Source organism: Pseudomonas sp. P9_2 (genome assembly GCF_034008255.1).
Lineage (GTDB): Bacteria > Pseudomonadota > Gammaproteobacteria > Pseudomonadales > Pseudomonadaceae > Aquipseudomonas > Aquipseudomonas synxantha_A.
Genome location: NZ_CP125376.1, coordinates 3,759,297 through 3,784,590 on the forward strand (window position 1 = coordinate 3,759,297; position 25,294 = coordinate 3,784,590).

A 25,294-nucleotide genomic window follows, 5' to 3' on the forward strand; every position below is an offset into this window, starting at 1 on the left:
ATTGATGAGTACTGATGTATGCCAGCAAAAGTAGTGGTAGTAGGCAGCTTGAACATGGATCTGGTCACCCGGGCCAGTCGCTTGCCGCGTGCCGGTGAAACCCTGATCGGCCAGAGCTTTTCCACCGTTGCGGGTGGCAAGGGCGCCAACCAGGCGGTGGCATCGGCGCGGCTGGGGGCCAGTGTTGCGATGATCGGATGCGTGGGCACCGATGCCTATGGCAGTCAGTTGCGTGATGCACTGCTGGTGGAAGGGATCGATTGCCAGGCGGTCAGCACCGTAGAGGGCTCCAGTGGTGTGGCATTGATCGTGGTGGATGACAGCAGCCAGAATGCGATTGTCATTGTGGCCGGCAGCAACGGTGAGTTGACGCCCGCGTCTCTGCAAGCCTGCGACGCTGTGCTGCAGGCGGCAGACGTGATCATCTGCCAGCTTGAAGTGCCGATGGACACTGTTGGTCATGCGCTCAAGCGCGGCCGCGAACTGGGCAAGACAGTCATCCTCAATCCGGCTCCCGCGAGTGGGCCTTTGCCCGCTCAGTGGTATGCCTCGATCGATTACCTGATCCCCAATGAAAGTGAAGCCACCGCCCTGAGCGGCGTCACCGTCGACTCGCTCGACAGCGCCAAGGTCGCCGCGACAGCGCTGATCAAGGCGGGGGCGGGTAAAGTCATCATTACGCTTGGCGCCCAGGGGGCACTGTTTGCCGACGGTAGCAGCTTCGAGCATCTGTTGGCGCCGAAGGTCAAGGCGGTGGACACCACAGCCGCAGGCGATACTTTCGTCGGTGGCTTTGCCGCTGCACTGGCCGCGGGCAAGAGCGAAGCCGAGGCGATCCGTTTTGGCCAGGTAGCGGCGGCGTTGTCTGTGACCCGCGCCGGCGCTCAGCCTTCCATTCCTACGCTGCACGACGTACAAGGTTTTGTGCCCTCATGAAAAAGACACCTTTGCTCAATATCGCCCTGTCACGCGTGATCGCATCCCTGGGCCATGGTGACGTGCTGGTCATCGGCGATGCCGGCCTGCCGGTACCGCCCGGCGTGGAGTTGATCGACCTGGCACTGACCCAGGGCATTCCGGATTTCATCAGCACGTTGCGCATTGTGCTCAGTGAGATGCAGGTTGAAAGCCACGTGCTCGCGGAGGAAATCCTGCTCAAGCAACCGCCGGCGCTGAGCGCGCTCAATGCGCTGACAGAGCAGGCAGCGCTGGGTGAGAGGCGGCTGCTCAGCCATGAAGAATTCAAGCAACTGAGCCGCACGGCACGCGCGGTTGTGCGTACCGGCGAGTGCCAGCCTTACTGCAATATCGCGCTGGTATCCGGCGTAACGTTTTAGCGTCCCCCCAATGACAAGGAGTGCTTTATGCAACGTGGTCTACCCATCCTGAAAAACCTGTTCCGGAGTGTTCTGCTTTTGTCCGCACTCACAGCTGCAAGCGCCCAGGCGGCGGAAAAAATCGACCTGATCATCGATACCGACCCTGGGGCCGATGACGTGGTGGCGCTGCTGTTCGCCATGGCCTCGCCGGAGGAGCTGAGCATTCGTGCGCTGACCACCGTCGCCGGTAATGTGCGCCTGGACAAGACCTCCCGCAATGCGCGTCTGGCGCGCGAGTGGGCAGGGCGTGAGGACATTCCGGTGTACGCCGGTGCGCCGGCGCCTATGCTGCGCAAGCCGATCTACGCCGAGAATATCCATGGCAAAGAGGGTATCTCCGGCGTCACCGTGCACGAGCCGAAAAAAGGCCTGGCCGAAGGTAATGCCGTTGACTACCTGATCAAGACGCTGAGCACCGCCAAACCGCACAGCATCACCATCGCCATGCTCGGTCCACAGACCAACCTGGCGCTGGCACTGACCCAGGCGCCCGAAATCACCCAGGGCATCAAGGAAGTGGTGGTGATGGGTGGTGCGCACTTCAATGGCGGCAATATCACGCCCGTGGCCGAGTTCAACCTGTTCGCCGATCCGGTGGCGGCTGAGATCGTGCTCAAAAGTGGAGTGAAGTTGACCTACCTGCCGTTGGACGTGACCCATAAAGTCCTCACCAGCGACGCCCGCCTGAAGAAGATTGCGGACCTGAACAACAACGCGAGCAAGGTCGTCAGCAGTATTCTGAATGAGTACGTCAAAGGCGACATGGAGCATTACGGCATTCCGGGTGGCCCGGTCCACGACGCTACCGTGGTTGCCTACCTGCTCAAACCATCGCTGTTCAGCGGTCGTCAGGCCAATATGGTCGTCGACAGCCGCGAAGGCCCAACCTTTGGCCAGACCATCGTCGATTGGTACGACGGCCTCAAGCAAGAGAAGAATGTGTTCTGGGTCGAGAACGGCGACGCCCAGGGCTTCTTCGATCTGCTGACCGAGCGTCTGGCGCGTTTGAAGTAATACGTTTTACCGGTCGGCGTTCGTCGACCGGTTCTTATTCTTGTGCGCCCATGTGGTCGGCCGGGTATTTCTCGAATACCTGGCCGATGAACGCTTGTGCCGCCTGGGTTCCCAGTTCCTTGACCAACAGATCGATACCAATGATCGCCAGTTCTTCGGTGCTGCCGGGGCTATAGGAGCTTTGCCCCTGGGGCCACTTGGCTTTGATATCGGCTTGGAGCGTTACGGTGGTCATGGAAATCTCACGGCTGAAGTACTGGGCAATGCGCTGGAACGCGGTTCCAGCGGCGCAGTTAACCATTTTGCGCGGCTTTTGGCACTGCTACTTAGGCATGAAGGAGGGGGTATGCGACACTGTCAGCTTGTTTAACAGCCGGGAAACACCGCGTGCAGATCGATCTGAACAAGCCTGAGAACCTGACGCTGGATGCCGTGCGCCAACTGCTTGCCCACGCCAGTGACGACGAACATACCCAGCTTCGGGTAACCAGGGCTGGTATTGCCTATATTTCTTCCGGCGTAGTCGGTGGGGCGCAGATTGATGGCCTGCTGTTTCGTCTGGAGACCTGGGCCAAGGGTTCTGGTTATGTCGGCATTGTGGCGGCCAGCGATGAGGTCTGGGTCATGCAGATTTTCAATGCGCTGAAACAGAACTGGCCACACCCACAATCTGACTACATTGACATCTACTGAGTGCGTTCATATCTAGTCACGATTGACTGGGCGATTGCCCCGCGCGAGTCAGGCAGACTTGCGCGCAGGCGATTAACGTCTTGAAACCAATCGTTCATATCGCTGTCGCACGATCTCTGTCCATTTTTAATCATAGGAGGCTTCATGCCTTGGAAGCTCGCTTCATTCGGTACTTTGTTGGCAGCACTCGCATTGGCGGGTTGCAGCACCCCGGGTGCCTCTGAGCCAGGCAAAGACGCCACCGTGACCGATGCTGGTCATAGCCGCTGTGAGTCGAAGGCCGCCGAGTTCGCAATCGGCCAGAAAGCCTCGCCACAGTTGCTGGAGCAGGCTCGTAGCCGTGCTGGCGCGCAGAATGCACGCATCCTCAAGCCCAACGATATGATTACCCTGGAATATCGTTCTGACCGCCTGAACCTCAACACTGACAACAACCTGGTGATCACGCGGGTCAATTGCGGCTGATAGCTTCGGCTTTTGCATCGCCCATAAAAAACCCCGTCACATGGACGGGGTTTTTTTTAGCTCAGCGGAGAATTACTCGCCGCGAACCTGTGCAGCTTGCATACCCTTTTGGCCTTTCTCAGCCACGAAGGAAACGGTTTGGCCTTCTTTCAGGCTTTTGAAACCGTCGCTTTCGATAGCTTTGAAGTGTACGAACAGGTCGTCACCGCCACCTTGAGGAGTGATGAAGCCGAAGCCTTTTTCATCGTTGAACCATTTAACGGTGCCGGTTTGGCGATTAGACATGGTGTATCTCCAAGAAACATATATTTTCAGTAGTGCTGTGCTGCTCAGGCCAACTGGGCACACTGGGCTATCATAGTCGAAATGTTCGACTTGGGAGCCCCCCCAAGGCATTGTTTGCTAATCAATCGCGTTGCATCTGATCCCTGGCTCGGCGCAAAGCCCCGATCTACGGGGCTTTGCGCTGAAATATCAACTGTTAAAAAAAGCCGTAAAACCTGCGTAATTTGTGTGAAATGGCAGTTTTCAGGGCGTTTTTTCAGCGATATGGCCGTCAGATCAGTGGTCAATCTTACTTTTTCTTCACGACTCTGCAGGAATCAATAGCTGCGACGGCTTTGGTTTCGAGCGCCGAGCGAGCGGCGATTGCTTTATCGCCCACTGGTGGCTTGCCTGCCATGAGTTCTGTGATTTCCGCGCTAGTCAATTCGGCATTGATCTTGTCAGCACCACATTCGCAGTGAGCTTTGGCAGTTTTGGCGTCTACGTTCTGACTCGCGGCGGCACTGCAGTCGCTCACAAAGCTGTCACGGGCGCCGGCTGGCCAGTTGGAAGGGGCTGCAGCCTGCGCGCCGAGGGAAAGGAGGCTCAGGGTAGCGGCGACAGCGAGGGTAGAGGTGAAACGCATCATGGGATGCTCCTTTGGGTCGAGGACGAACGGCGATTCTCAGTGGGTTGGAGGCCCGACGTACAGCTCAAGTTCACTTTGCAGCTATAAAGCCTTGAATTGCGCTATCCACAAAGCTTCGTCGGCGCGATGACCGTTCATCTGTGCTAGGATCGTGGGCTTGGCTAGTTTCAGGCGCGTCAATTACCGCCTTGCCATGTTTCTTTTTAGCTCAATCCAGTCACTCTGGTTCGATTATCGGTTGGCCGAAAGGCTCCTGCCGCTGTAAGGCAGGCGTTCATCACTGAACGGCCTGGTGTTGGATCTTGTACTGGCTCATCCCAACCCACGTGACCTTTGGTAGGGGTCACCACTAGGAGAGGAGGCGCCATGCCAACTATTACTCTACCCGACGGCAGTCAACGTTCATTCGATCATTCGGTTTCCGTAGCCGAAGTCGCCGCATCCATTGGTGCAGGCTTGGCCAAGGCGACCGTGGCCGGCAAGGTCGACGGCAAACTGGTCGACGCCAGTGACCTGATCACTTGCGATGCCAGCCTGCAAATCATCACGCCCAAGGATCAAGAGGGGCTGGAGATCATTCGCCACTCTTGCGCGCACCTGATTGGCCATGCGGTCAAGCAGCTGTACCCAACCGCCAAGATGGTGATCGGCCCGGTAATCGAAGAAGGCTTCTATTACGACATCGCCTATGAGCGTCCTTTTACACCGGACGACCTGGCGGCCATCGAGCAGCGAATGCACGCGCTGATTGAAAAAGATTACGACGTCATCAAGAAAGTCACCCCGCGTGCCGAAGTGATCGACGTGTTTACCGCGCGCGGTGAAGATTACAAGCTGCGTCTGGTGGAAGACATGCCGGACGAGCAGGCCATGGGTCTGTACTACCACGAAGAATACGTCGACATGTGCCGTGGCCCACACGTGCCGAACACGCGTTTCCTCAAGTCGTTCAAGCTGACCAAGCTGTCCGGTGCCTACTGGCGCGGTGATGCCAAGAACGAACAGCTGCAACGGATCTACGGCACGGCCTGGGCTGACAAGAAACAGCTGGCCGCCTACATCCAGCGCATTGAAGAAGCTGAAAAGCGCGACCACCGCAAGATCGGCAAGCGCCTGAACCTGTTCCACCTTCAGGAAGAAGCGCCGGGCATGGTGTTCTGGCACCCGAATGGCTGGACCCTGTACCAGGTGCTTGAGCAGTACATGCGCAAGGTTCAGCGCGACAACGGTTACCTGGAGATCAAGACCCCGCAGGTCGTTGATCGCAGCCTGTGGGAGAAATCCGGGCACTGGGCCAACTACGCCGACAACATGTTCACCACCCAGTCGGAAAACCGCGACTACGCCATCAAGCCGATGAACTGCCCATGCCACGTGCAGGTGTTCAACCAAGGCCTGAAGAGCTACCGCGAGTTGCCGATGCGCCTGGCCGAGTTCGGTGCCTGCCACCGCAACGAGCCATCCGGTGCACTGCACGGCATCATGCGTGTGCGCGGTTTCACCCAGGACGACGCCCACATCTTCTGCACCGAAGAGCAGATGCAGGCTGAATCCGCCGCGTTCATCAAGCTGACCATGGACGTTTATCGCGATTTCGGGTTCACCGAAGTTGAAATGAAGCTGTCCACTCGTCCGGAAAAGCGCGTTGGTTCCGACGAGCTGTGGGATCGCGCCGAAGCTGCACTGGCCGCAGCACTCGACAGTGCGGGCCTTGCGTACGACCTGCAGCCGGGGGAGGGCGCGTTCTACGGTCCGAAGATCGAGTTCTCGCTCAAAGATTGCCTTGGCCGTGTCTGGCAGTGTGGTACCCTGCAGCTCGATTTTAACCTGCCAATCCGTCTGGGAGCCGAATACGTCTCCGAAGACAACAGCCGTAAACACCCGGTTATGCTGCACCGGGCGATCCTCGGTTCGTTCGAGCGGTTCGTCGGTATCCTGATCGAGCACTACGAGGGCGCGTTCCCTGCGTGGCTGGCTCCGACCCAGGCAGTGATCATGAATATCACTGATAAACAGGCAGATTTTGCCGCCGAAGTTGAAAAAACTCTCAACGAAAGCGGATTTCGTGCCAAGTCCGACTTGAGAAATGAAAAGATCGGCTTTAAAATCCGCGAGCATACTTTGCTCAAGGTTCCCTATCTTTTGGTTATCGGAGATCGGGAAGTCGAGATGCAGACTGTCGCTGTGCGTACTCGTGAAGGTGCTGACCTGGGCTCGATGCCCGTCGCCCAGTTCGCTGAGTTCCTCGCGCAAGCGGTTTCCCGGCGTGGTCGCCCAGATTCGGAGTAATTATTATTAAGCGTGAAATGAGACAAGATAAACGAGCTGCACCGAAAGCCCCGATCAACGAGAATATCTCGGCACGCGAGGTTCGGTTAATTGGGGCTGAGGGTGAGCAGCTTGGGATTGTGTCAATTGAAGACGCGCTTCTTAAGGCTGAAGAAGCCAAGCTCGATTTGGTGGAAATTTCCGCCGATGCTGTACCACCTGTCTGCAAGCTGATGGACTACGGCAAATCGATCTTCGAGAAGAAGAAGCAGATTGCCGCAGCCAAGAAAAACCAGAAGCAGATTCAGGTTAAAGAAATCAAGTTTCGTCCAGGGACGGAGGAAGGGGATTACCAGGTAAAACTGCGCAACCTGGTACGTTTCCTGAGTGATGGGGACAGGGCCAAGGTATCCTTGCGATTCCGCGGCCGTGAGATGGCCCACCAGGAGCTGGGGATGGAACTCCTCAAGCGGGTTGAAGCTGACCTGCTCGAGTACGGTTCGGTCGAACAGCATCCTAAGATGGAAGGACGCCAACTGATCATGGTCATCGCCCCGAAAAAGAAGAAGTAATCAACAGGGCACGGCAGGCCTTCTGATTATGTTTATCAACTGAATGCGGAGTATCCGAACATGCCAAAGATGAAGACTAAAAGTGGTGCTGCTAAGCGGTTTCTGAAAACTGCTAACGGTATCAAGCACAAGCACGCTTTCAAGAGCCACATCCTGACCAAAATGTCGACCAAGCGTAAGCGTCAACTGCGCGGTAGCAGCTTGCTGCATCCGTCTGACGTGGCAAAAGTCGAGCGCATGCTGCGCCTTCGTTAATTTTTGGATCAAGACTAGAGGAAGTAACTCATGGCTCGTGTAAAGCGTGGCGTCATTGCCCGTAAACGTCACAAAAAAATTCTGAAACTTGCTAAAGGCTACTACGGCGCGCGTTCACGCGTATTCCGTGTTGCCAAGCAAGCGGTAATCAAGGCAGGCCAGTACGCCTACCGTGACCGTCGTCAGAAAAAACGTCAGTTCCGCGCTCTGTGGATCGCTCGTATCAACGCTGGTGCACGTGTTAACGGTCTGTCCTACAGCCGTTTCATCGCTGGCCTGAAGAAAGCGTCCATCGAAATCGACCGTAAGGTTCTGGCTGAACTGGCCGTGAACGAAAAAGCGGTGTTTGCTGCGATTGTCGAGAAAGCTAAAGCCTCCTTGGCTTAAGTACCCCCGACAGTCATCCTGGGTTACTCCTGTAGCCCAAGGTGGTAAACGTCATAAATAGGGGAAGAGCCTTCAAGCTCTTCCCCTATTTTGTATCTGGAGTCTGTACATGGAAAACCTGGACGCGCTCGTTGCCCAAGCCCTTGAGGCCGTGCAAAGCGCTGAAGATGTAAATGCCCTGGAGCAAATCCGGGTTCACTACCTTGGCAAGAAAGGTGAATTGACTCAGGTGATGAAGACCCTGGGAAATTTGCCGGCTGAAGAACGTCCGCAAGTCGGTGCGTTGATCAACGTTGCCAAGGAACGTGTCACAGAGGTGCTCAATGCGCGCAAGGCGTCGCTCGAGGAGGCCGATCTAGCGGCCAAGCTCGCCGCCGAGTCCATTGACGTGACCTTGCCTGGCCGTGGTCAGGCCTCGGGCGGCCTGCATCCGATTACCCGGACTCTGGAACGTATCGAGCAGTTCTTCACCCACATCGGCTACGGCATTGCCGAAGGCCCTGAGGTAGAAGACGATTATCACAACTTCGAGGCGCTCAACATCCCAGGCCATCACCCGGCCCGGTCGATGCACGACACCTTCTATTTCAACGCGAACATGCTGTTGCGCACCCATACCTCGCCGGTACAGGTCCGCACCATGGAAGCGAACAAGCCGCCGATCCGCATTGTCTGCCCAGGCCGTGTGTACCGTAGCGACTCGGATATCACCCACTCGCCGATGTTCCACCAGGTCGAAGGCCTGCTGGTGGATCGCGATATCAACTTCGCCGACCTCAAGGGCACCATCGAAGAGTTCCTGCGGGTGTTCTTCGAGAAAGAGTTGGCCGTGCGTTTCCGTCCTTCGTTCTTCCCGTTCACCGAGCCGTCCGCTGAAGTCGACATGGAATGCGTGATGTGTAGCGGTAAAGGTTGCCGCGTCTGCAAGCAGACCGGCTGGCTGGAAGTCATGGGCTGCGGCATGGTCCACCCTAACGTGCTGCGCATGTCCGGGATCGATCCGGAAGAGTTCTCGGGCTTTGCCTTCGGCATGGGCGTTGAGCGTCTGGCCATGCTGCGTTACGGCGTGAACGACTTGCGTCTGTTCTTCGACAACGACTTGCGGTTCCTCGCGCAATTTCGCTAGTCGTAACGAATCTTTAGGAGAGCAGGATGAAATTCAGTGAACAATGGCTGCGTGGCTGGGTAAGCCCGCAGGTAGATCGCGACGAGTTGGTTGCTCGTCTGTCGATGGCCGGTCTTGAGGTCGATAGCGTTACGCCGGCCGCCGGTGTTTTCAGTGGCGTGGTAGTGGGCGAAGTGCTGAGCACCGAGCAACACCCTGATGCCGATAAATTGCGTGTGTGCCAGGTCAGCAACGGTTCGGAAACCTTTCAGGTCGTGTGCGGAGCGCCTAATGTGCGCCCGGGCCTGAAGATCCCGTTTGCCATGATCGGTGCTCAACTGCCTGGCGACTTCAAGATCAAGAAGGCCAAGCTGCGTGGTGTTGAGTCCAACGGCATGTTGTGCTCTCAGGCTGAGTTGCAGGTAGGCGAGGGCAATGATGGCCTGATGGAGCTGCCGGCCGACGCGCCTGTGGGTCAGGACATCCGGGTTTACCTGGAGCTGGAAGACGCCAGCATCGAGGTCGACCTGACCCCGAACCGCGGCGACTGCCTGTCCCTGGCCGGTCTGGCTCGTGAAGTGGGCGCGCTGTACAACGCTCCCGTCACCCGTCCGGCGGTTGCTGTTGTGCCGCCGGTGCATGACGAAGTTCGCTCCATCGAAGTGCTCGCGCCGAACGCCTGCCCACGTTACCTGGGGCGTGTGGTCCGTAACGTCGACCTGTCCAAGCCGACCCCGCTGTGGATGGTCGAGCGCCTGCGTCGCGCCGACGTGCGCAGCATCGACGCCGCCGTCGACATCACCAACTATGTGATGTTGGAGCTGGGTCAGCCGCTGCACGCCTTCGATCTCGCCGAAATCAACGGTGGCATCCGCGTGCGCATGGCCGAGGAAGGCGAAAAGCTGGTGCTGCTCGACGGTCAGGAAGTCAGCCTGCGTGCCGACACCCTGGTTATCGCCGACCACTCTCGCGCCCTGGCAATTGCCGGCGTGATGGGGGGCGAGCACAGCGGTGTATCCGCGACCACTCGTGACGTATTCCTTGAAAGCGCGTTCTTCGACCAGATCGCCATCGCAGGCAAGGCCCGTTCCTATGGCCTGCACACCGATGCTTCGCACCGCTATGAGCGTGGCGTGGACTGGAATCTCGCCCGTGAAGCCATGGAGCGCGCCACCGGCCTGCTGCTGGAAATCACCGGTGGCGAAGCCGGCCCGATCACCGAAACCGTCAGCGAACAGCATCTGCCGTCGATTGCGCCGATCACCCTGCGTGCCAAAAGCGTTGAGCAAATGCTCGGGCTGGTCATTGAGCCGGCTGAAATCGAGCAACTGCTGTCCGCCCTCGGCCTGGGTATTTCCTCGAATGGGGAAGGGCAGTGGCAGGTTGCAGTACCTAGCCATCGCTTCGACATCAGCCTGGAAGTTGACCTGATCGAAGAACTGGCACGTCTGTATGGCTACAACCGCCTGCCGGTTCGCTACCCGCAAGCGCGCCTCGCGCCGCAACCCAAGGCCGAAGCGCGTGCGCAACTGCCTGAGCTGCGCCGCCTGCTGGTTGCTCGTGGTTACCAGGAAGCCGTGACGTATAGCTTCATCGATCCAAAACAATTTGAGCTGTTCAACCCGGGTGTTGAGCCGCTGTTATTGGCCAACCCGATCTCCAACGACATGGCCGCCATGCGTTCGTCGCTGTGGCCGGGTCTGGTGAAAGCGCTTTCCCACAACTTGAACCGCCAGCAAGACCGCGTGCGCCTGTTCGAAAGCGGCCTGCGTTTCGTGGGTCAGCTCGATGGTCTTAAACAGGAGCCGATGCTGGCTGGCGTGGTATGCGGTAGCCGCCTGCCGGAAGGCTGGGCGCAAGGTCGCGACGTCGTAGACTTCTTCGACGTCAAGGCTGACGTGGAAGCGGTACTGGGCTTTGCCGGCGCGCTGGATGCCTTTACGTTTGTGCCGGGCAGCCACCCAGCCTTGCATCCGGGCCAGACTGCGCGTATCGAGCGCGAAGGTCGCCTGGTAGGTTTTGTGGGCGCCATTCACCCGGAACTGTCGAAAACGTTGGGGCTGGACCGTCCAGTCTTCGTGTTTGAGCTAGTCTTGGCTGAAGTGGCATCGGGCAAGATGCCTAAATTCAGCGAGTTGTCGCGCTTTCCTGAAGTGCGTCGCGACCTGGCGCTGATCGCCGACCGTGACGTCGCCGCCACTGCCGTTCTGGATGTAATCCGTGAAAATGCAGGGGAATGGCTGACAGACCTCAGGCTATTTGACGTCTATCAGGGTAAAGGCATTGATCCGCATAGAAAAAGCCTCGCAGTCGGCTTGACCTGGCAGCATCCATCGCGCACTCTTAATGACGATGAGGTGAATACCACGACACAAAATATCCTCACCTCGCTCGAACAAAGGTTGAACGCCACGTTAAGGAAGTGACGTATGGGGGCTTTGACGAAAGCTGAGATGGCGGAACGTCTGTACGAAGAGTTGGGTCTGAATAAGCGCGAGGCCAAGGAATTGGTCGAGCTGTTTTTTGAAGAGATCCGCCACGCTCTGGAAGACAACGAACAGGTCAAATTGTCCGGTTTCGGCAATTTTGACCTGCGGGACAAACGCCAGCGGCCTGGCCGCAATCCAAAAACGGGAGAAGAAATCCCGATCACGGCTCGCCGTGTGGTCACCTTTCGTCCAGGGCAGAAGTTGAAGGCCCGAGTTGAGGCTTATGCTGGAACCAAGTCATAACGACGAACTACCCGTCATCCCAGGCAAACGCTACTTCACCATTGGTGAAGTCAGCGAGCTGTGTGCCGTAAAACCGCACGTGCTGCGCTATTGGGAGCAGGAGTTTCCTCAACTCAACCCCGTCAAACGCACCGGGAACCGTCGGTATTATCAGCGCCAGGACGTGCTGATGATCCGACAGATCCGTGCATTGCTGTACGACCAGGGGTTCACCATCAGCGGCGCACGCCAGCGTATGTCCGGTGATGAAGCCAAAGACGACACCACCCAATACAAGCAACTGATCCGCCAGATGATCTCCGAACTGGAAGATGTGCTGGTGGTGCTGAAGAAATGATTCAAGCTTTAAAAATACTTCCACATTTCAAAAGCTTGCGGTATATTCCGGTTCGCTTCGTTAAGAAGCGAACCCAGTAACACGCCTAGTCGGGGCGTAGCGCAGTCCGGTAGCGCACTAGCATGGGGTGCTAGGGGTCGAGTGTTCGAATCACTCCGTCCCGACCATTATTCCTGAGTAAAATCAGACACTTAAGCCGATCAGATAGATCGGCTTTTTTGTGCCTGCGCAAAACCCGCGCAAAACTACCCGGTGATTTCGCTGATATTCAGGTCCGGGATCGCCTCGGACCAGATGATTTCCTCGTGGTCTCGCTGGTAGTTTTTGGTCATGCCCTCGCTCGCATGGCCTCTACGCTATGAGTTTGACTTCCTCAGTTCCTCGATCAGGAAAATCGCCTCCCACTGATCCTCGAGGTTGCATGGTTTAAGGTCGAGCAAAGTGTTAGTTTTTGGAAAACGAATTTCGAGCCACTAATGACGCCTGAAGAAATAGAGCTAGAAGAGGCTGCTTTTCAGTTTGCCATCACACACCGCCGACCTCTGGCCAAGAAGATTGTCGACACCGAGATTTTTATTCCAGAGTGCGCTCCGCTCACCGTCTTTATGGCGGGCTCTCCTGGTGCTGGCAAAACGGAGATTTCCAAGGCAATGGTGGAGGCTCTGGAGAAAGGACACCCAGAGGGCGAGGAGCGTCGAGTTCTCCGAATTGATCCGGATGATTTTCGAGAACTTATCCCTGGTTATTCCGGTGGGAACTCATACCTTTTCCAGCGAGCTGTGACAAAGATCCTCGAAAAAGTCTTGGACCGAGCCTTTGAGAAGCGCGTTTCGTTCATCCTTGACGGTACGATGTCGAATCTAGATGTTGCAAAACGAAATATTGATAGGGTTCTGAAAGGAAATAGGGCTGCCCAGATTATGTACGTCTATCAGCGCCCAGAGCTCTCTTGGGAGTTCGTGAAAGCACGAGAAATAACCGAGGGAAGAAATATTCCCATGGACAAATTTGCTCAGCAATACTTGGCAGTACGCCGGAATATTGTTGAGTTGAGGAGATCCTATGGACGGGGGCTGCACATAGATTTGCTTGTAAAGAACACAGATTGCTCTGAAGAATTCTATGAGGATGGGGTAACGGTGGAGCAGATTGACGCCCTAATTCCAGAGACCTATGATTACCAGCAGCTCATCGAGCTACTGACTGAGGCAGATCGTCATGCGTAAAACCAACACCGAAGACTCCAGCCTACTCGCGGATTTCTTCAGTAACGCCTCCCCTGAGACCAAACGTGAGGTTTTCCGGGAGGTGCTTCACAAGGCAAGCGCCTCCCAGCGTGAGGTGGTTGCGCACGCGGCAAAAATCAGATGCTCACTATCCGCTGGTGATTCTGTCAGGAATAAAACGTCTGACGCCTAGTTTTGAGTAACCACTAGAAGCCCGGCCTGCCTGCTGGGCTTTTTCATTTTTGCCATCCGCGACATAAAGCTGAAGAATGAGGTGGGAAGTGAAACGCAGTCTGTTTGCCGAGCTGATGCAGGGTGTGGAGGATATGAGCGAGCACCGGAAGGGAGATATTACTCTTCGTCAGTACGAAATGAGCAGAACGAGTGTTTGCCAGGCAGGTCAGGATGAATCTGGACGCGCTGAAGAACTGGGAGCAATCGAAATCCAAACCAGATGCCCAGGCAACACTACTGATTAAATTGGTTCAGCGCTTCCCTGACATGGTTGAGCAATTCAACGCCGTTTGAATTGATGATTACCTCGCAGCCCGGCCAAGCACCGGGCTTTCTGCATCAGGCTCGGATTGTCGCGCTGTATGTCGGCCGAACTCAATGATCTGAACCCGCAAGCTTATTTAACTTATGTTCTGGAGCGCATCGCCGACCACTCGGTTAACCGAGTGGACAAACTGCTGACCCCAATCATCCGGAATTCGAAGACATGATGGAATGGCACGGCGGTACGTTCGACTCAACGCTTTTTGAATGGGAGCGCGTCAATCAGTGGTTGAAGGAGATTAAGGTTTGAATTTCAAGGGGGATAGTTCGGACAGTTACGATTAAATGCAAGCACTACATCAAAAAGTAGTGCGGCATACGGATTTTCCCGCCGAGGGTCCAGCGCGCTTGTAGTCCCAATGATGGCTTTTGAGCTATGACGTCTGATGGTCAAGACCGGAGTGTCCAAGCCGATTGAGCTGCAGTGGGTGAGAATTAGAGAGGAGACCCTGTAGGACGGCTCCTGATTGCATCCTGGGAATTGCTGTTCGTCTTAGATGATTTATCGTTTTGGGATCTGAGGTCGTCATACGCATCTTTTCTCCGGGTGATTGAAGCAAGAGCGATTAAGACTTGAGCTAACGGCGAGCGTCGGAAAAGACCTGAACTGTGGTCAGGGCAAACATGTAACTGGGAACTGGTAGAAACGGTGCTGCTGAATCCGGATCGGGAACAGCAGACCGAACAAAAAGCGGCATAGCAGAACGGTTGAAGCGACAACTGCCTTGAAAAACGCCGTTATTGGGTGCAGAAATTGCCAAGAGCGAAGGAGTAACTACCATGTCCGTAATGCAACGCCTATGTGTTGGCTTGGCGTTTTTTGCCATTACTGCCTGCTCAACTTCGCCCCCGACTAAAAGTAGTGGCGTCAACGATATCCAGGTGGCGGCTCAGAAGCTCGTAGGCCAGCCCGCGGAAAGGGCTTTTGAAGTGTTTGGACCGCCTGACCAGGGCGTAGGGCCTTCGTCATATGGTAGTGGCGGCTTCTACGCCTGGAATCGGATCCGAACACGCGTCACTCCTGAGAAGGTGTTCATCCAGACGGGGGTTGAGTATGTGGGGCAGCAAGAGAGGTGGGTCGGAATTGGAGGTCGTGGGCTCAATGGCATCATGCCCGTCAGTAGTGAACCTATCTATCGCAAGGTCGGCTATGAAGAGAACAGGATTGTGATCGACTACTTCTGCAGCATCACCTTGTTGACTGATGGCAAGGATGTGATCACCGATGTGAGCGTGGTCAACTGCAACGATAAGAGGTAAAGCCAGCGGACGTGCTGATCGTTTATGGCGATACAACGGTGCATGCGGATTACACAGAAGGTATTCATGGAGGAAGAATGTTCAGCGAGTGGAGCCAGAAAACGATTCCGGTGATGGGGGAAATCCTCACTTCATTTAGGCAACCGTCCATCACTGAGGCCCTCGCGCGGTTCTCCGCTGACATCGGTGCCCCACGAATCCGTTTGATGCCGTATCCGCTTGTCTTTGATCGAACCGAACACGATAGGATTGCGGCAGCCGCCCTTCACATTGTTGCTGCGCAGGGCAGGCTTGCCAGCGCCCTGATGGCATGTTGTTCCCGTGCCGACGTTCTTCTTCAATTAGGTTTGCCGGTTGCCTGGGAACCTTATGTTGACTGGCGGCAGCTGGTCGATGCCCCGCATCGCGTCGCACGTGTGGATCTGGTGCCGTTACGTGATGGTCACGCGATCTGCGAGTTGAACTTCTCTGTCGCAGTCGGCGGCGGTGAACTGCACGACTACTATCGTATTTTCGCTGATTCGTTAGGATTTCCCGATTCGGATGCTGACGTGTCGCCCTTCCAAAACCTCGCTCATCTATACAGGGAGACGTGTGCACGCGTGCCGACCGAGCACCTGATTTTGCTCGACTGGAGTTCTCATGCAGCCTTGGGCTACCTAAATCAACACCTGGCACATAAACACCTGGCTCACAGCATTCCCAGCATGGATATCCAGATCCACGATGAAACCAGCCTGACCTCGAAATGGCGTGGTTGTCATGACCTGTCCAACGTCTTGATCCATCGCTGTTTTACTTTCGATGACGTCACAGTCAATACCGATATTTACGACGACCTTTTGCAGCGTGGCGCACGGTTTTCCAATGGCCTGGAAGCCGAGCTGCTGATGAGCAAGGGCTGGCTTGCAATGCTCTGGGACGCTCGCAACCACCACTTGTTCGAGCCCGAGCAAATCACGGCTATCCGTGACTTTCTGCTGCCAAGCTGGAGTGTGCTGGATGCAGATAGAGACTGGTTGCTGAGCAATAAGGACAGCCTGATCTTCAAGCAAAAGAACACCTACGGTGGCAAGGGAATCGTACTTGGAAGCAGTCTGCCGCCTGCAGTTCTCTGGAAACGTTTGCTTGATGTAGGCCTGGATGCATGGATCGCGCAGCGTTTTGTGGAGACGCCGACGCTGAGCCACGCTGTCGACCTCGACGGGGTGTATGCCGACCATCGGTTGGTGTTGGGCATGTACCTGCATGGCGAGAAGGCGAGCGGGATCTTGGTGCGCTCCGGCAGTCGCTCGGCGGTGATCAACGCTGGCAGCGGGGCACTTGCGGGCTGGGCGCCTGCGCTCACCTGCGACCAACGTGAGCAACTGTACGACTCGATCCTTTCAGGGGGTTGAGGTTGCGGTTTCCATATACCCGAAAAAAAGGAGCAGAAAATGAACGAAATAGCTGAAGCCGCCACTGCTTGCAATTACAGCCAGTATGCCGAGGAACTCCAGCGCACTGGTAGCACCTTGATTCCGGCTGGAGTAGTGTTCTCCGATCAAGAGATCACTCGCTTGGAGGGCCTGCAGGCGCAGATACCAGAGGAGACGGTCACCAATGGTGATGCGGGTGACAAGCATGCCATCTACGTGCGCAGGATTATGGTGGATCGCGCCGGTGAGCTGCCGAGCACTGTCAATCGGCCCTTCTCGGACGGCATCATTGATATCCTGTCCGGCGGGCAGCGTCCGGGATGTTTGGCTGCGCTTTTCCAGTCACAGGACCCGTTCCATATCCGCCGATGCCAGATGAACCGAATGATCGCCGGCTCTTTTGTTGGCGTTCATCTCGATGCTGCCAGCAATCCCGATTACGAATATTCGATGATTGTGCAGCTAGGACGCCATTTTGAAGGTGGGGCGTTCGTGGTATATGCCGACAACGGTCAACAGCGTTCTTACATGGCTTCGTATGGCTCGGTGCTTGTCACCACCTGTAAGTACCGTCATGAGGTGAGCAAGGTGCTGTCTGGCGAGCGCAATTCCTTGGTGTATTTCTATGCAAGGCATGCTGGTGTCAATCGTCGCAGCCAGTAGTCTATGCAGCGCCACTGGAGTGATCAAAGCGCGACAGACAGATCAGGCCTCCGCCAGGTCAATCTTCTGAACTCGGGTCTCGCAGATCGGATGTGTCGCGCTCCATCAAAGCGAAAGGGCGACCTTCGAATGGTATTGTCTGACGGTGCACATAACCCGCCGAGTGCCCAAGTGCAAGGGCGGCGCGGTTGGCTTCATCGGTAATCGCAATGGTGCGTCGCAACCCTTTGTGGTGATCCATCCACTCTAGCGCCGCTTCAGTGGCCTCTTGGGCAATATTGCGGCCCCACGACGACCGCGCCAGTGTGCATCCGAACTCCGGCAAGCCTTCAAAGCCGGTCGGCATCTCACGATGGGTGTAGGCAAAGCCAAGCTCTCCACAAAATTGGCTTTGCGCGCGAGTGCGGATAGTCCAATAGCCAAAACCGTGGAGCTCCCAGTGACCGACATAGCGCAGTAGGCGGTTCCAGGTTTCCCGCCTGTCAAATGGCGTGGCACGTATCAGTCGCACGACGAACGGATCCTGCCACATGGCTAGGCAATCTTCTAAGTCTTCTAGTTGATGACGATTCAGAGTCAGGCGATTCGTCACGATCGTCCAAGTCTTATCCACTCCAGGCAATGTCGTTCTCCGATGTTGGACTTGGGCGCGTGCCATTGAGTAGAAGTCTACTTAAGCCCAGTATTTGCCTGCAAGTTTACAGGTGCAGTCTGGTCAATATGCCATTAGCACACCTGCCCTAATTGATCCTCGCTCAAGCCCACTATTAAAGTTTGAAGCGCAAGCCAATGTATTAACGATGGGAAGGGGAGTGAAGATGACTATAAAAAAATACGTCTATATGACGGCTGCAGCCTGCCTGTTAGCGACCTCAAGCGCGCATGCGTCTTTCGCCACCAGTTGCCAGGATTCTCAGCCGTGGTACCACTTCAGCATGATTGAGGCGGCAACCTGTTTGCTCTCTGGTCAATGGTAATCGGGTCGCCCCCGCTGCGGTTCGGCGGGGGAGAGCCCCAGTGATCCCGCTCAAGTCGTGCCTTTCGGGCATTGCCCTTGCTTGCGCTGACTTGAGTCATCAACATTTGCTTAAAACATCTCCCTGCCTCACCTGGCCTGACGCTGCGAGCGAACCGTTGCGCCTGTGATCATGTCTGTGCGAATGGCCGACGGTTGCCCGGCGTTGTTGCGTGCATAACTGCATAACGTGACCGGCAGCTCTGCTATATCAAGGAATATGCCGTCCATGGCCAAGGTGTAGCGATCGTCGTCAATATCGCCGCAGATGGTGCTGATCGCCGAGTTCACGCTGTAGTAATAATGCTGGCTAAAACCGTCCTGCTGGTTTTCCCAGGCGATGTGATAGCGGTGCTTGAGCTGCGGTGCCGGTGCCGGGTTGGTCAGGAATACCGAATGGGTGAACGCATTGCGCAGCAGCGCTTCGGTCAGCGGCTGTTCGGCCGTTTGCACCCCCGAGTATGCATAACACATGCGGCCCCAGCACTGGGCCGATGGGTTGGTTGATGTAGGCTTCGTCAGAAGCGGCAGCGACTTGGTAGCCGTGTGTGCGTGCGCAATCGCTGATGTGATTCACGGCTTTGAATCGGTAGAACGGTTCCTGGATCGAGAACCTCAGGTTCCAAGTCGGACGGGTAATTTGGTCGGTGGTGTCACGTTTTAAATGCACATAGGGCTTCAGGTTCCATGGCTCATCCAGCGTGATTTCAACCGCCTTGAGCTGGCAGGTTGGGGTGTCGTTACGGAAAACACCGTCTACAAAGCAGTAGTACAAGTCGTTGACGGGGTAGCTGTAGTTGAATTTGGCGGCTTCGCACGCCGAGTTGTTCTGGCAGCTATTGAGAATGTCTTTCTGAATGGCAGACGCGACCTTGCTGATGATGCTGGTGATTTCATTGGTGTTCCGGTCCAGCATCGGGCTGCCGGAGCTGCCTGGGCGCAGACCGTTGCAGCGGTTGCGCAAGGCGCTGGGGAACACGCCGGGATGTTCGGCAAAACTGTTGAGGGTCGACTCCACGCATAAGCCGGCCCGATGGCCTTACCCTGGCGATTGCGCGTGTCGAGCAGAACGGCATTGCAGGTCTGGCCTAAGGCGTTTTCCAGTGAATCGATGCCGGTCCATTGCGGATAACGGTGGTTTTTATTTTCAAGGGCCACAGACGGTGACTGCTCGGTAAGGCCCTCGGCCAGATCTCTGGCATGGCTGGGCCAGATAGTGCTGAGCAACAGGAAATACAGGAAGATGCAGGCGGTGTGAGGAAGTGCCATAAGGGGCCTCGACAAGGAAGTGGCTGAAACTACTCAATCAGGCCAAGGCGGATGACATACAGGGCTACTGCGTGAGCCCTTGGCGGGATCCTCAGTCGCCGTTATGGCTGCTGGTGCTGGCGTCCTTACGCCCAACACCGTCTCGGGATTTTCCGTTCGTCCAAAGTTCGGCACTCCCTGTTACACGCCTGCTCCAATGTTTAAGTGCGTATTTGTCGCGCTTTAGAGCGGAGAGACAGCATGGAAATCAACGAGAACGCCCCAGGCAATATTTCACAGCAGGCAGTAACGCGTGGAACGGACAATGAGGCCGGTCATGATCCAAAGCGCGATGAGGATCATATCCCGCTGCCACCGGACGACGAGGCACCCCTCGAGGAAGATATGTCGGACGTGGACGCTGCCGATTCAGTAGCCAGTGAGCATCCTGACAACTGAGCATCAACGGACCCGGCCAAGCGCCGGGTTTTCATTTAAATGTCAGCGCAAGATAATTACGTTATTGTCGGCGTGATGCCCTTTTCCGAAAGGCCGATAAGTTAAAGCAACCCAACTGCGGAGACGGATATGCGTGCCGAAGACGTTCTTGCCGACGACACAAACGAAGCAACATTTGAGGGAGTGACCGTACGTAAAGGGACGGTGGGTGCCTTTTTGGCAAACGTACGAGTTTGGAGTAATCCAGGCGCGAGCATGGATGATCAACTGCTAGCTGAGCGAGAAATTATTCAATCTCTGCCCGCTCTTAAGGCGATCGGGCTCCTCGACGTGTTTGAGCCTAAGGATTCCCGATTGCGTGAGTTGATCGCCAAGGCGGGCGCGCCACGGTGAGGGTATCCAGAGGGGGGGCCACGCTGAGCAGCAAGAGGCCGGCTTTGCCTTGATGCGCCACTGTTGTTGCTGATTATGGCTTTTTCATGCCGGGAATAAATGCCTTCCCGCGTGAACAATCTTCACCGCGAATCACACCTGCTCATTAGTTACGCGCTAAGGAAATTTCCCACATCCAATGCCCGTACCCTGTTGTTAGGCTCCAACTTTTTGACCTGACTTCAAGGAGTTTCCTGATGACAAAACGTCTCGCCGCCGAGTTCTTCGGCACGTTCTGGCTGGTACTGGGCGGTTGCGGCAGTGCCGTGTTGGCGGCCGCATTCCCTGAGTTGGGCATTGGTTTTGCCGGTGTGGCATTGGCATTTGGCTTGACGGTATTAACCATGGCCTACGCGGCCGGGCATATTTCGGGTGGGCATTTCAATCCGGCGGTCACCTTGGGTTTGCTCGCCGCTGGGCGTATTGACGGCAAGGATGTGGTGCCCTACATCCTCACTCAGGTTCTGGGCGCGATTGCGGCGGCTGGCGTGCTGTACCTGATCGCCAGCGGCAAGGCCGGGTTCGATGTGACTGCGGGGTTTGCCACCAATGGTTATGGCGAGCATTCGCCCGGGGGCTTCTCGCTGCTTTCGGTAGTGGTCACCGAGTTTGTACTCACGGCGTTTTTCCTGTTGATCATCCTGGGCGTCACCGACAAAAAGGCGTCGGCCGGTTTTGCGCCGCTGGCCATCGGTTTTGCCCTGGTCTTGATTCACCTGATCAGTATTCCCGTGAGCAATACATCGGTTAACCCGGCGCGCAGTACTGGTGTGGCGTTGTTCCAGGGCGATTGGGCGATGGCTCAGTTGTGGGTGTTCTGGGTGGTGCCTTTGCTGGGTGGGCTGTTTGGCGGCCTCGTGCACCGTTTGGTGTTGGCGACGAAACCGTAGACAGTTTCACACTTCAGATCTCAACGGGCTTCGGGTCGCCATATCACCTTGCGCACCTCAATGGTCTTGGGCAGCAAGCGGTTCTGATAAAACAGATCCGCCGTGGCCTGTTGTGCGCCAATGATGCTGTCGTCAATCGGCAGCACTGGGCTATCGTTGCGTACCAGCAACGTTTCGGCGCTGGGCTTGGGCGGTTCGGCGCCGACGTTCAGCGCTTCAAGCATCTGCGGGCCGGCGGGGAATTCAATCCATTTCACCTCGGTTTGTGGGAAGCGTTTTTCCAGCAGGCCATGCTCCTTGGCGAGCACCAGGGCGATGGAGCCTTTCTGGTAGCCGATGCGCAAGGTTGATGGATCGGCCGCCCAGGCGGTCTGGGTCAGCAGCAGGGCCAGCAGCAGGGTGGGGAATTTCATGCACGGGTCTCCTTGAAGCGGTTGGCCGGGCGCGCCAGGCCGAGGTTTTCTCGCAGTGTGGTGCCGCTGTATTCGCGCCGAAACAGGCCACGCCGCTGTAACTCGGGAACGACCAGGCGGGCGAAATCCTCCAGCCCGCCCGGCAGGTGCGGCACCAGAATATTGAAGCCATCCGCCGCGCCTTCTTCGAACCAGCGCTGCAGCTCATCGGCGATCTGCACAGGCGTGCCGATCAGGCTGTAATGACCGCGTCCGCCGGCAATGCGTTGGCCCAGTTGCGCCAGTGTCAGCTGTTCGCGCTGGGCCAGTTCGCTCAGCAGTTGCTGGCGGCTGCGTTGACCGCTGTCGGTCAAGGGTAGCTCGGGCAGCGGCCCGTCCAGCGGGTAGCCGGACAGGTCGAAATTACCCAACATGCGCCCCAGCAACGCCACGCCTACCTTGGGTTCGACCAATGCTTGGAATCTTTCAAATTTTGCCTGGGCGCAGGCTTCGGTTTCCCCGACCACCACGAACACGCCCGGCATGATTTTCAGCGAATCGGCCTCGCGCCCGTATTGGCCCAGGCGCCCCTTGAGGTCACGGTAAAACGCTTGGGCGTCGGCCAGCGAAGTCTGCGCGGTAAACACCACCTCGGCAGTCTGTGCCGCCAGTTCCCGGCCGGTGTGCGAAGAGCCGGCCTGCACGATCACCGGCTGGCCCTGGGGCGAGCGCGCCACGTTCAGGGGGCCTTTGACCTGGAAGTGTTCGCCCACATGGTTCAGCACATGGCGTTTACTTGGCTCGTAATAGCGGCCGCTGGCCTTGTCGCGCACGAAAGCATCGTCGTCCCAGCTGTCCCATAACCCCGTCACCACCTGGTGAAACTCCCGCGCGCGGCTGTAGCGTTCGGCATGACCCAGGTGTGCGTCGCGGCCGAAATTCAGTGCCTCGGCGGCGTTGTCCGAGGTCACCAGGTTCCAGCCTGCACGGCCACCGGAAAGGTGATCCAGCGAAGCAAATTTGCGCGCCACATGGTAGGGCTCGTTGTAGCTGGTGGTGGCGGTCGCGATCAGGCCGATATGCTCGGTCACCGCACTGAGCGCCGAGAGCAGGGTGAGCGGCTCGAAATGATCCGAGCGCGCCATCTGGCTGGCGATCTCACCGGTGGCGGCGGCAATGCTGTCGGCCACGAACAGCGCGTCGAACCTGGCCGCTTCTGCTACCTGCGCCAAGTGCTTGTAGTGGGCGAAATCCAGCCCGGCATTCGCCGGTACATCGGGGTGGCGCCAGGCGGCCACATGGTGCCCGGTGGCCATCAGGAACGCGCCGAGTTTGAGTTGACGGCTCATGCTAGAAGTCCTTGCGCAGTTGCACGCCGAAGTAACGTTCATCGTCACGGGGTACGGCGCGGTAGATGTAGTTGCCGCCACTGGCCAACAGCGGTGAGTAGGATTTGTCGGCGAGGTTCTTCGCCAACAGCGCCACGCGCCAGCCATTGGTGTAGTCGGCCAGGGCCACGCTGGCGTTCCAGATGCCGTACGCGCCTTGCTTGGTGTCCAGGTTCTGGCTGATGTCGTACTGCACTTCGCTCTGCCAGCTGTAGTCGGTGCCCAGCTCGACATCCAGGCCGTTGTCCAGGGGGATGCTGTAGTCGGCACGCACGTAGCTTTTCCAGTCCGGGCTGAATGGCAATGGCTTGCCATTCACATTGCAGGTCGCCGCTGCGCCTGCCGGGCACGCGAACTGATCGATGCGCGCTCGGGTATAGGCCAGGGCGCCGGAGAGCTTGAGTTGCTGGGTGGCTTGCAACGCGTAATCGAGCTCGACGCCTTCGGTGCTGACGCTGCCGGCATTGATCAGGCGTGTCACTACCTGGCCGGCGACGGTGTCGAAAAAGTTGGCCTGGTAGTTGTCGTAGTCACTGTGGAACACCGCGAGGTTGGTGGTCAGGCGGTTGTGCCAGGCGGTGGCCTTGATCCCGGCTTCCCAGGTGTTGGAAGTCTCCGGCTTGAGCGCCTCGGTGTCGCGCGGCTGCATGTTGAAGAACACGTTGTAGGCCGGGCCTTTGTAGCCACGCGAGTAGGTGAGGTAGCTGGTGACGCTATCGCTGATGTCGTATTGCACGCCCAGCCGGCCGGACCAACCGTCCTCGTCTACCGAGCCGGAACTCGCCGTCGCCGGCTGGATGCCGCTGACCGTGGTGGCAGAGGTGGACACGCGGCGATGGTCGTACTTCAAGTCGTCATGGGTATAGCGCAAGCCGGCGATGCCACGAAAGCGCGAGGTGAAGTTGAGCGTGGTCTCGCCGAATGCCGCGTAGCTGTCGCTGGTGGTGCTGTAGTCGGCGATGCCACGGTCGACACGCGCAGTCGTCGTGAGGGTGCGTTGATAGGTTTCCTCATCCTTGCCATGCATGTAGAACAGGCCGCCGACATACTCCAGGAACTCACCTTTGGGCGAGGCCAGACGCAGCTCCTGGGAGTACTGGTCGAACGCCAGGTCGCCTTTGTCGGCGGTGCCGGGGAAGGCGGCGGTGACGGTGCCGAGACGGTCGCCGTCCTGGTATTGGGTGTTGTCCCAGCCGCGCCAGGCGGTGATCGAGGTCAGGGTGTAGTCGCCCAGGTTCCAGTCCAACTGCGCCGACAGGCCCTTGTTGATGTCTTGCACATGGCTGCGGGTATCGGTGTTGATATCGCGGTTGTCACTTGAGGCGCGCACTGGCCTCAAGGCATTGCTGAACGCCGGGCTCAGGGACTTGCTGACCACACCATTGGGCGCGTCATCGTGGGACTGCATGTAGTCGGCGATCAGGGTCAGCTTCACGTCGTCGTTGGGCGTGAACTCCAGCTTGCCGCGAATGCCCTTGTGGTTGTAACCGTTGACCTCCTGACCATTGTGGTGGTTGTCGACGTTGCCGTCGTAGCTGCCGAACAAGGTGCTGATCGAGCCCTTGAGCACCTCCGGCACCAGGCTGCCACCGATGCCGAACCGCGTACGGCTTTCATTGCCGCTGTAGAACGACTGATCGATAAAACCGTGTGTCTGGGCAGTCGGCGCCTTGCTGGTGATATTCAGCACGCCGGCGGACGCGTTCTTGCCGAACAGCGTGCCTTGCGGGCCGCGCAGTACCTCGATGCGCTCCAGGTCGAGCAGGTCGAGGGTGGCCTGGCCGGGGCGCGCATAAACCACGCCGTCGATCACCGTCGCCACGGTGGGCTCGACCCCCGGCGAGGTGGAAATGGTGCCCACGCCGCGTACGAACAGGGAGGTGTCCTTGTTCGACGCGTCGGTACGAAAGTTCAGTGACGGTACCTGCTGGGCGATGCTCGCCACACCGTTGCGGTTGTCGCGCTCCAGTTGTTCGCCATCGAGCACCGAGACGGCCACCGGGACTTTTTGCAGCGACTCTTCCCGTCGGGTAGCGGTGACCGTCACGGATTGAAGCGTGGGCTCTTGCTCCTCATCTGCGACAGCGCCGCAGACGGGCAGGGCGCTGAGTCCGGCCAGGAGTAATAAATGGGTGTGCCGTGGAAAGTTATGCATGCTGTGCCCGCTCGAAAAAATACCCTGGTCCGCTGCGGTTCTGCGACCGCCAGCGCCTGTGAAAATGTCC

At 57.2% G+C, this 25,294-nt stretch carries 28 protein-coding genes, 1 tRNA gene and 3 pseudogenes; 24 read left to right on the forward strand and 8 right to left on the reverse strand.

Features of this window, described 5'->3' with window-relative positions:
* Positions 1-18 precede the first annotated feature (18 nt).
* From rbsK to QMK52_RS16865, 3 genes are read left to right on the forward strand one after another with little or no spacing between them, the layout of a single operon-like run.
* Positions 19-936, forward strand: coding sequence for a ribokinase (gene rbsK, locus QMK52_RS16855; protein ID WP_005789694.1), 918 nt, complete (start codon positions 19-21; stop codon positions 934-936).
* Positions 933-1,337 carry a D-ribose pyranase gene (rbsD, locus tag QMK52_RS16860; RefSeq protein WP_005789692.1) on the forward strand — a complete coding sequence of 135 codons (405 nt, stop codon included), beginning with the start codon at positions 933-935 and terminating at the stop codon, positions 1,335-1,337. The genes rbsK and rbsD overlap by 4 nt, the downstream gene beginning before the upstream one ends.
* Positions 1,338-1,364: 27 nt before the next feature.
* Positions 1,365-2,393 carry a nucleoside hydrolase gene (locus tag QMK52_RS16865; RefSeq protein WP_005789691.1) on the forward strand — a complete coding sequence of 343 codons (1,029 nt, stop codon included), beginning with the start codon at positions 1,365-1,367 and terminating at the stop codon, positions 2,391-2,393.
* 34 nt (positions 2,394-2,427) lie between these two features.
* Here QMK52_RS16865 and QMK52_RS16870 read toward each other — a convergent pair whose 3' ends face one another.
* Complete coding sequence (locus QMK52_RS16870) at positions 2,428-2,628, reverse strand: hypothetical protein (protein WP_005789689.1); 201 nt, start codon at positions 2,626-2,628, stop codon at positions 2,428-2,430.
* A 152-nt stretch (positions 2,629-2,780) separates the two neighbouring features.
* On the opposite strand from QMK52_RS16870, the gene QMK52_RS16875 reads away from it, so the two are divergent.
* Both QMK52_RS16875 and QMK52_RS16880 read left to right on the forward strand, forming a co-directional pair.
* Positions 2,781-3,086 (forward strand): hypothetical protein, encoded by a 306-nt coding sequence (locus tag QMK52_RS16875; protein ID WP_005789687.1) that lies wholly within the window; start codon positions 2,781-2,783, stop codon positions 3,084-3,086.
* 144 nt (positions 3,087-3,230) lie between these two features.
* Positions 3,231-3,551: an I78 family peptidase inhibitor gene (locus QMK52_RS16880; RefSeq protein WP_005789685.1), complete on the forward strand. Its 321-nt coding sequence runs from the start codon at positions 3,231-3,233 to the stop codon at positions 3,549-3,551.
* Between the two features lie 72 nt (positions 3,552-3,623).
* On the opposite strand, the gene QMK52_RS16885 is transcribed toward QMK52_RS16880, so the two are convergent.
* Together QMK52_RS16885 and QMK52_RS16890 are read right to left on the reverse strand one after the other, a co-directional pair.
* On the reverse strand, positions 3,624-3,836 hold the full coding sequence (locus QMK52_RS16885) for a cold-shock protein (protein ID WP_003234260.1): 213 nt from the start codon (positions 3,834-3,836) through the stop codon (positions 3,624-3,626).
* Positions 3,837-4,125: 289 nt separating this feature from the next.
* Entirely contained in the window at positions 4,126-4,464 is a 339-nt protein-coding gene (locus QMK52_RS16890; protein WP_087945258.1) for a hypothetical protein, read from the reverse strand.
* Between the two features lie 366 nt (positions 4,465-4,830).
* Between QMK52_RS16890 and thrS the strand changes: the two genes are divergently transcribed.
* The 15 genes and pseudogenes from thrS (at position 4,831) to QMK52_RS16965 (ending at position 17,245) form a co-directional block, all read left to right on the forward strand.
* On the forward strand, positions 4,831-6,753 hold the full coding sequence (gene thrS / locus QMK52_RS16895) for a threonine--tRNA ligase (RefSeq protein ID WP_005789682.1): 1,923 nt from the start codon (positions 4,831-4,833) through the stop codon (positions 6,751-6,753).
* Entirely contained in the window at positions 6,753-7,304 is a 552-nt protein-coding gene (gene infC / locus QMK52_RS16900) for a translation initiation factor IF-3 (protein ID WP_169851780.1), read from the forward strand. The genes thrS and infC overlap by 1 nt, the downstream gene beginning before the upstream one ends.
* Positions 7,305-7,364: 60 nt before the next feature.
* Positions 7,365-7,559: a 50S ribosomal protein L35 gene (rpmI, locus tag QMK52_RS16905; RefSeq protein WP_002553160.1), complete on the forward strand. Its 195-nt coding sequence runs from the start codon at positions 7,365-7,367 to the stop codon at positions 7,557-7,559.
* Between the two features lie 30 nt (positions 7,560-7,589).
* Positions 7,590-7,946 carry a 50S ribosomal protein L20 gene (gene rplT, locus QMK52_RS16910; protein WP_005789679.1) on the forward strand — a complete coding sequence of 119 codons (357 nt, stop codon included), beginning with the start codon at positions 7,590-7,592 and terminating at the stop codon, positions 7,944-7,946.
* A gap of 109 nt (positions 7,947-8,055) precedes the next feature.
* On the forward strand, positions 8,056-9,072 hold the full coding sequence (pheS, locus tag QMK52_RS16915) for a phenylalanine--tRNA ligase subunit alpha (protein WP_003192486.1): 1,017 nt from the start codon (positions 8,056-8,058) through the stop codon (positions 9,070-9,072).
* Between the two features lie 26 nt (positions 9,073-9,098).
* The gene (gene pheT, locus QMK52_RS16920; protein ID WP_320403098.1) at positions 9,099-11,477 is read left to right on the forward strand and encodes a phenylalanine--tRNA ligase subunit beta; all 2,379 of its coding nucleotides are present in this window, start codon (positions 9,099-9,101) and stop codon (positions 11,475-11,477) included.
* Positions 11,478-11,480: 3 nt separating this feature from the next.
* Positions 11,481-11,783 carry an integration host factor subunit alpha gene (gene ihfA / locus QMK52_RS16925; protein ID WP_002553164.1) on the forward strand — a complete coding sequence of 101 codons (303 nt, stop codon included), beginning with the start codon at positions 11,481-11,483 and terminating at the stop codon, positions 11,781-11,783.
* Positions 11,764-12,120 carry a MerR family transcriptional regulator gene (locus QMK52_RS16930; RefSeq protein WP_003174972.1) on the forward strand — a complete coding sequence of 119 codons (357 nt, stop codon included), beginning with the start codon at positions 11,764-11,766 and terminating at the stop codon, positions 12,118-12,120. Before ihfA ends, QMK52_RS16930 begins: the two co-directional genes overlap by 20 nt.
* Before the next feature lie 90 nt (positions 12,121-12,210).
* Positions 12,211-12,287 (forward strand) — tRNA-Pro (locus QMK52_RS16935).
* Between the two features lie 309 nt (positions 12,288-12,596).
* On the forward strand, positions 12,597-13,346 hold the full coding sequence (locus QMK52_RS16940) for a zeta toxin family protein (RefSeq protein WP_320403099.1): 750 nt from the start codon (positions 12,597-12,599) through the stop codon (positions 13,344-13,346).
* Between the two features lie 269 nt (positions 13,347-13,615).
* Positions 13,616-13,874, forward strand: a pseudogene (locus QMK52_RS16945) (helix-turn-helix domain-containing protein).
* Between the two features lie 71 nt (positions 13,875-13,945).
* Positions 13,946-14,071: pseudogene (locus QMK52_RS16950) on the forward strand (transposase domain-containing protein); the annotation flags it as partial.
* A 613-nt stretch (positions 14,072-14,684) separates the two neighbouring features.
* Positions 14,685-15,164: a hypothetical protein gene (locus QMK52_RS16955; RefSeq protein WP_320403100.1), complete on the forward strand. Its 480-nt coding sequence runs from the start codon at positions 14,685-14,687 to the stop codon at positions 15,162-15,164.
* An 11-nt stretch (positions 15,165-15,175) separates the two neighbouring features.
* Positions 15,176-16,561 carry a hypothetical protein gene (locus QMK52_RS16960; RefSeq protein ID WP_194438762.1) on the forward strand — a complete coding sequence of 462 codons (1,386 nt, stop codon included), beginning with the start codon at positions 15,176-15,178 and terminating at the stop codon, positions 16,559-16,561.
* Between the two features lie 39 nt (positions 16,562-16,600).
* The gene (locus QMK52_RS16965; protein ID WP_194438760.1) at positions 16,601-17,245 is read left to right on the forward strand and encodes a 2OG-Fe(II) oxygenase; all 645 of its coding nucleotides are present in this window, start codon (positions 16,601-16,603) and stop codon (positions 17,243-17,245) included.
* A gap of 58 nt (positions 17,246-17,303) precedes the next feature.
* Here the strand turns inward: QMK52_RS16965 and QMK52_RS16970 are convergent, their stop codons facing one another.
* Complete coding sequence (locus QMK52_RS16970; RefSeq protein ID WP_194438758.1) at positions 17,304-17,837, reverse strand: GNAT family N-acetyltransferase; 534 nt, start codon at positions 17,835-17,837, stop codon at positions 17,304-17,306.
* Positions 17,838-18,350: 513 nt separating this feature from the next.
* A complete protein-coding gene (locus QMK52_RS16975; RefSeq protein WP_242462619.1) occupies positions 18,351-18,734 on the reverse strand; it encodes a hypothetical protein in 384 nt (127 codons plus the stop codon).
* 190 nt (positions 18,735-18,924) lie between these two features.
* On the opposite strand from QMK52_RS16975, the gene QMK52_RS16980 reads away from it, so the two are divergent.
* The 4 genes from QMK52_RS16980 (at position 18,925) to aqpZ (ending at position 21,289) form a co-directional block, all read left to right on the forward strand.
* Positions 18,925-19,284: a hypothetical protein gene (locus QMK52_RS16980; RefSeq protein ID WP_242462618.1), complete on the forward strand. Its 360-nt coding sequence runs from the start codon at positions 18,925-18,927 to the stop codon at positions 19,282-19,284.
* Between the two features lie 485 nt (positions 19,285-19,769).
* The gene (locus QMK52_RS16985; protein ID WP_032880294.1) at positions 19,770-19,967 is read left to right on the forward strand and encodes a hypothetical protein; all 198 of its coding nucleotides are present in this window, start codon (positions 19,770-19,772) and stop codon (positions 19,965-19,967) included.
* A 129-nt stretch (positions 19,968-20,096) separates the two neighbouring features.
* Positions 20,097-20,360, forward strand: a complete 264-nt coding sequence (locus QMK52_RS16990; RefSeq protein ID WP_194438756.1) for a hypothetical protein — start codon at positions 20,097-20,099, stop codon at positions 20,358-20,360.
* A gap of 236 nt (positions 20,361-20,596) precedes the next feature.
* The gene (aqpZ, locus tag QMK52_RS16995; RefSeq protein ID WP_005789647.1) at positions 20,597-21,289 is read left to right on the forward strand and encodes an aquaporin Z; all 693 of its coding nucleotides are present in this window, start codon (positions 20,597-20,599) and stop codon (positions 21,287-21,289) included.
* Positions 21,290-21,432: 143 nt separating this feature from the next.
* On the opposite strand, the pseudogene QMK52_RS17000 reads toward aqpZ, so the two are convergent.
* From QMK52_RS17000 to QMK52_RS17010, 3 genes and pseudogenes are all read right to left on the reverse strand, one after another.
* Positions 21,433-21,702: pseudogene (locus QMK52_RS17000) on the reverse strand (aliphatic sulfonate ABC transporter substrate-binding protein); the annotation flags it as partial.
* The gene (locus QMK52_RS17005; RefSeq protein WP_320403101.1) at positions 21,699-23,030 is read right to left on the reverse strand and encodes an LLM class flavin-dependent oxidoreductase; all 1,332 of its coding nucleotides are present in this window, start codon (positions 23,028-23,030) and stop codon (positions 21,699-21,701) included. The gene QMK52_RS17005 and the pseudogene QMK52_RS17000, both read right to left, overlap by 4 nt.
* A gap of 1 nt (position 23,031) precedes the next feature.
* Positions 23,032-25,224, reverse strand: coding sequence for a TonB-dependent receptor (locus QMK52_RS17010; RefSeq protein ID WP_320403102.1), 2,193 nt, complete (start codon positions 25,222-25,224; stop codon positions 23,032-23,034).
* Between the last annotated feature and the right edge of the window lie 70 nt (positions 25,225-25,294).

Excerpts from the sequence above, each read along its gene's own strand:
- rbsK (WP_005789694.1), top strand. The coding sequence starts at position 19 with ATGCCAGCAAAAGTAGTGGTAGTAGGCAGCTTGAACATGGATCTGGTC.
- rbsD (WP_005789692.1), top strand. The coding sequence starts at position 933 with ATGAAAAAGACACCTTTGCTCAATATCGCCCTGTCACGCGTGATCGCA.
- QMK52_RS16865 (WP_005789691.1), top strand. The coding sequence starts at position 1,365 with ATGCAACGTGGTCTACCCATCCTGAAAAACCTGTTCCGGAGTGTTCTG.
- QMK52_RS16870 (WP_005789689.1), bottom strand. The coding sequence starts at position 2,628 with ATGACCACCGTAACGCTCCAAGCCGATATCAAAGCCAAGTGGCCCCAG.
- QMK52_RS16880 (WP_005789685.1), top strand. The coding sequence starts at position 3,231 with ATGCCTTGGAAGCTCGCTTCATTCGGTACTTTGTTGGCAGCACTCGCA.
- QMK52_RS16885 (WP_003234260.1), bottom strand. The coding sequence starts at position 3,836 with ATGTCTAATCGCCAAACCGGCACCGTTAAATGGTTCAACGATGAAAAA.
- QMK52_RS16890 (WP_087945258.1), bottom strand. The coding sequence starts at position 4,464 with ATGATGCGTTTCACCTCTACCCTCGCTGTCGCCGCTACCCTGAGCCTC.
- thrS (WP_005789682.1), top strand. The coding sequence starts at position 4,831 with ATGCCAACTATTACTCTACCCGACGGCAGTCAACGTTCATTCGATCAT.
- rpmI (WP_002553160.1), top strand. The coding sequence starts at position 7,365 with ATGCCAAAGATGAAGACTAAAAGTGGTGCTGCTAAGCGGTTTCTGAAA.
- rplT (WP_005789679.1), top strand. The coding sequence starts at position 7,590 with ATGGCTCGTGTAAAGCGTGGCGTCATTGCCCGTAAACGTCACAAAAAA.
- pheS (WP_003192486.1), top strand. The coding sequence starts at position 8,056 with ATGGAAAACCTGGACGCGCTCGTTGCCCAAGCCCTTGAGGCCGTGCAA.
- pheT (WP_320403098.1), top strand. The coding sequence starts at position 9,099 with ATGAAATTCAGTGAACAATGGCTGCGTGGCTGGGTAAGCCCGCAGGTA.
- ihfA (WP_002553164.1), top strand. The coding sequence starts at position 11,481 with ATGGGGGCTTTGACGAAAGCTGAGATGGCGGAACGTCTGTACGAAGAG.
- QMK52_RS16930 (WP_003174972.1), top strand. The coding sequence starts at position 11,764 with ATGCTGGAACCAAGTCATAACGACGAACTACCCGTCATCCCAGGCAAA.
- QMK52_RS16940 (WP_320403099.1), top strand. The coding sequence starts at position 12,597 with ATGACGCCTGAAGAAATAGAGCTAGAAGAGGCTGCTTTTCAGTTTGCC.
- QMK52_RS16955 (WP_320403100.1), top strand. The coding sequence starts at position 14,685 with ATGTCCGTAATGCAACGCCTATGTGTTGGCTTGGCGTTTTTTGCCATT.
- QMK52_RS16965 (WP_194438760.1), top strand. The coding sequence starts at position 16,601 with ATGAACGAAATAGCTGAAGCCGCCACTGCTTGCAATTACAGCCAGTAT.
- QMK52_RS16975 (WP_242462619.1), bottom strand. The coding sequence starts at position 18,734 with ATGTGTTATGCATACTCGGGGGTGCAAACGGCCGAACAGCCGCTGACC.
- QMK52_RS16980 (WP_242462618.1), top strand. The coding sequence starts at position 18,925 with ATGCACATAGGGCTTCAGGTTCCATGGCTCATCCAGCGTGATTTCAAC.
- QMK52_RS16985 (WP_032880294.1), top strand. The coding sequence starts at position 19,770 with ATGGAAATCAACGAGAACGCCCCAGGCAATATTTCACAGCAGGCAGTA.
- QMK52_RS16990 (WP_194438756.1), top strand. The coding sequence starts at position 20,097 with ATGCGTGCCGAAGACGTTCTTGCCGACGACACAAACGAAGCAACATTT.
- aqpZ (WP_005789647.1), top strand. The coding sequence starts at position 20,597 with ATGACAAAACGTCTCGCCGCCGAGTTCTTCGGCACGTTCTGGCTGGTA.
- QMK52_RS17005 (WP_320403101.1), bottom strand. The coding sequence starts at position 23,030 with ATGAGCCGTCAACTCAAACTCGGCGCGTTCCTGATGGCCACCGGGCAC.
- QMK52_RS17010 (WP_320403102.1), bottom strand. The coding sequence starts at position 25,224 with ATGCATAACTTTCCACGGCACACCCATTTATTACTCCTGGCCGGACTC.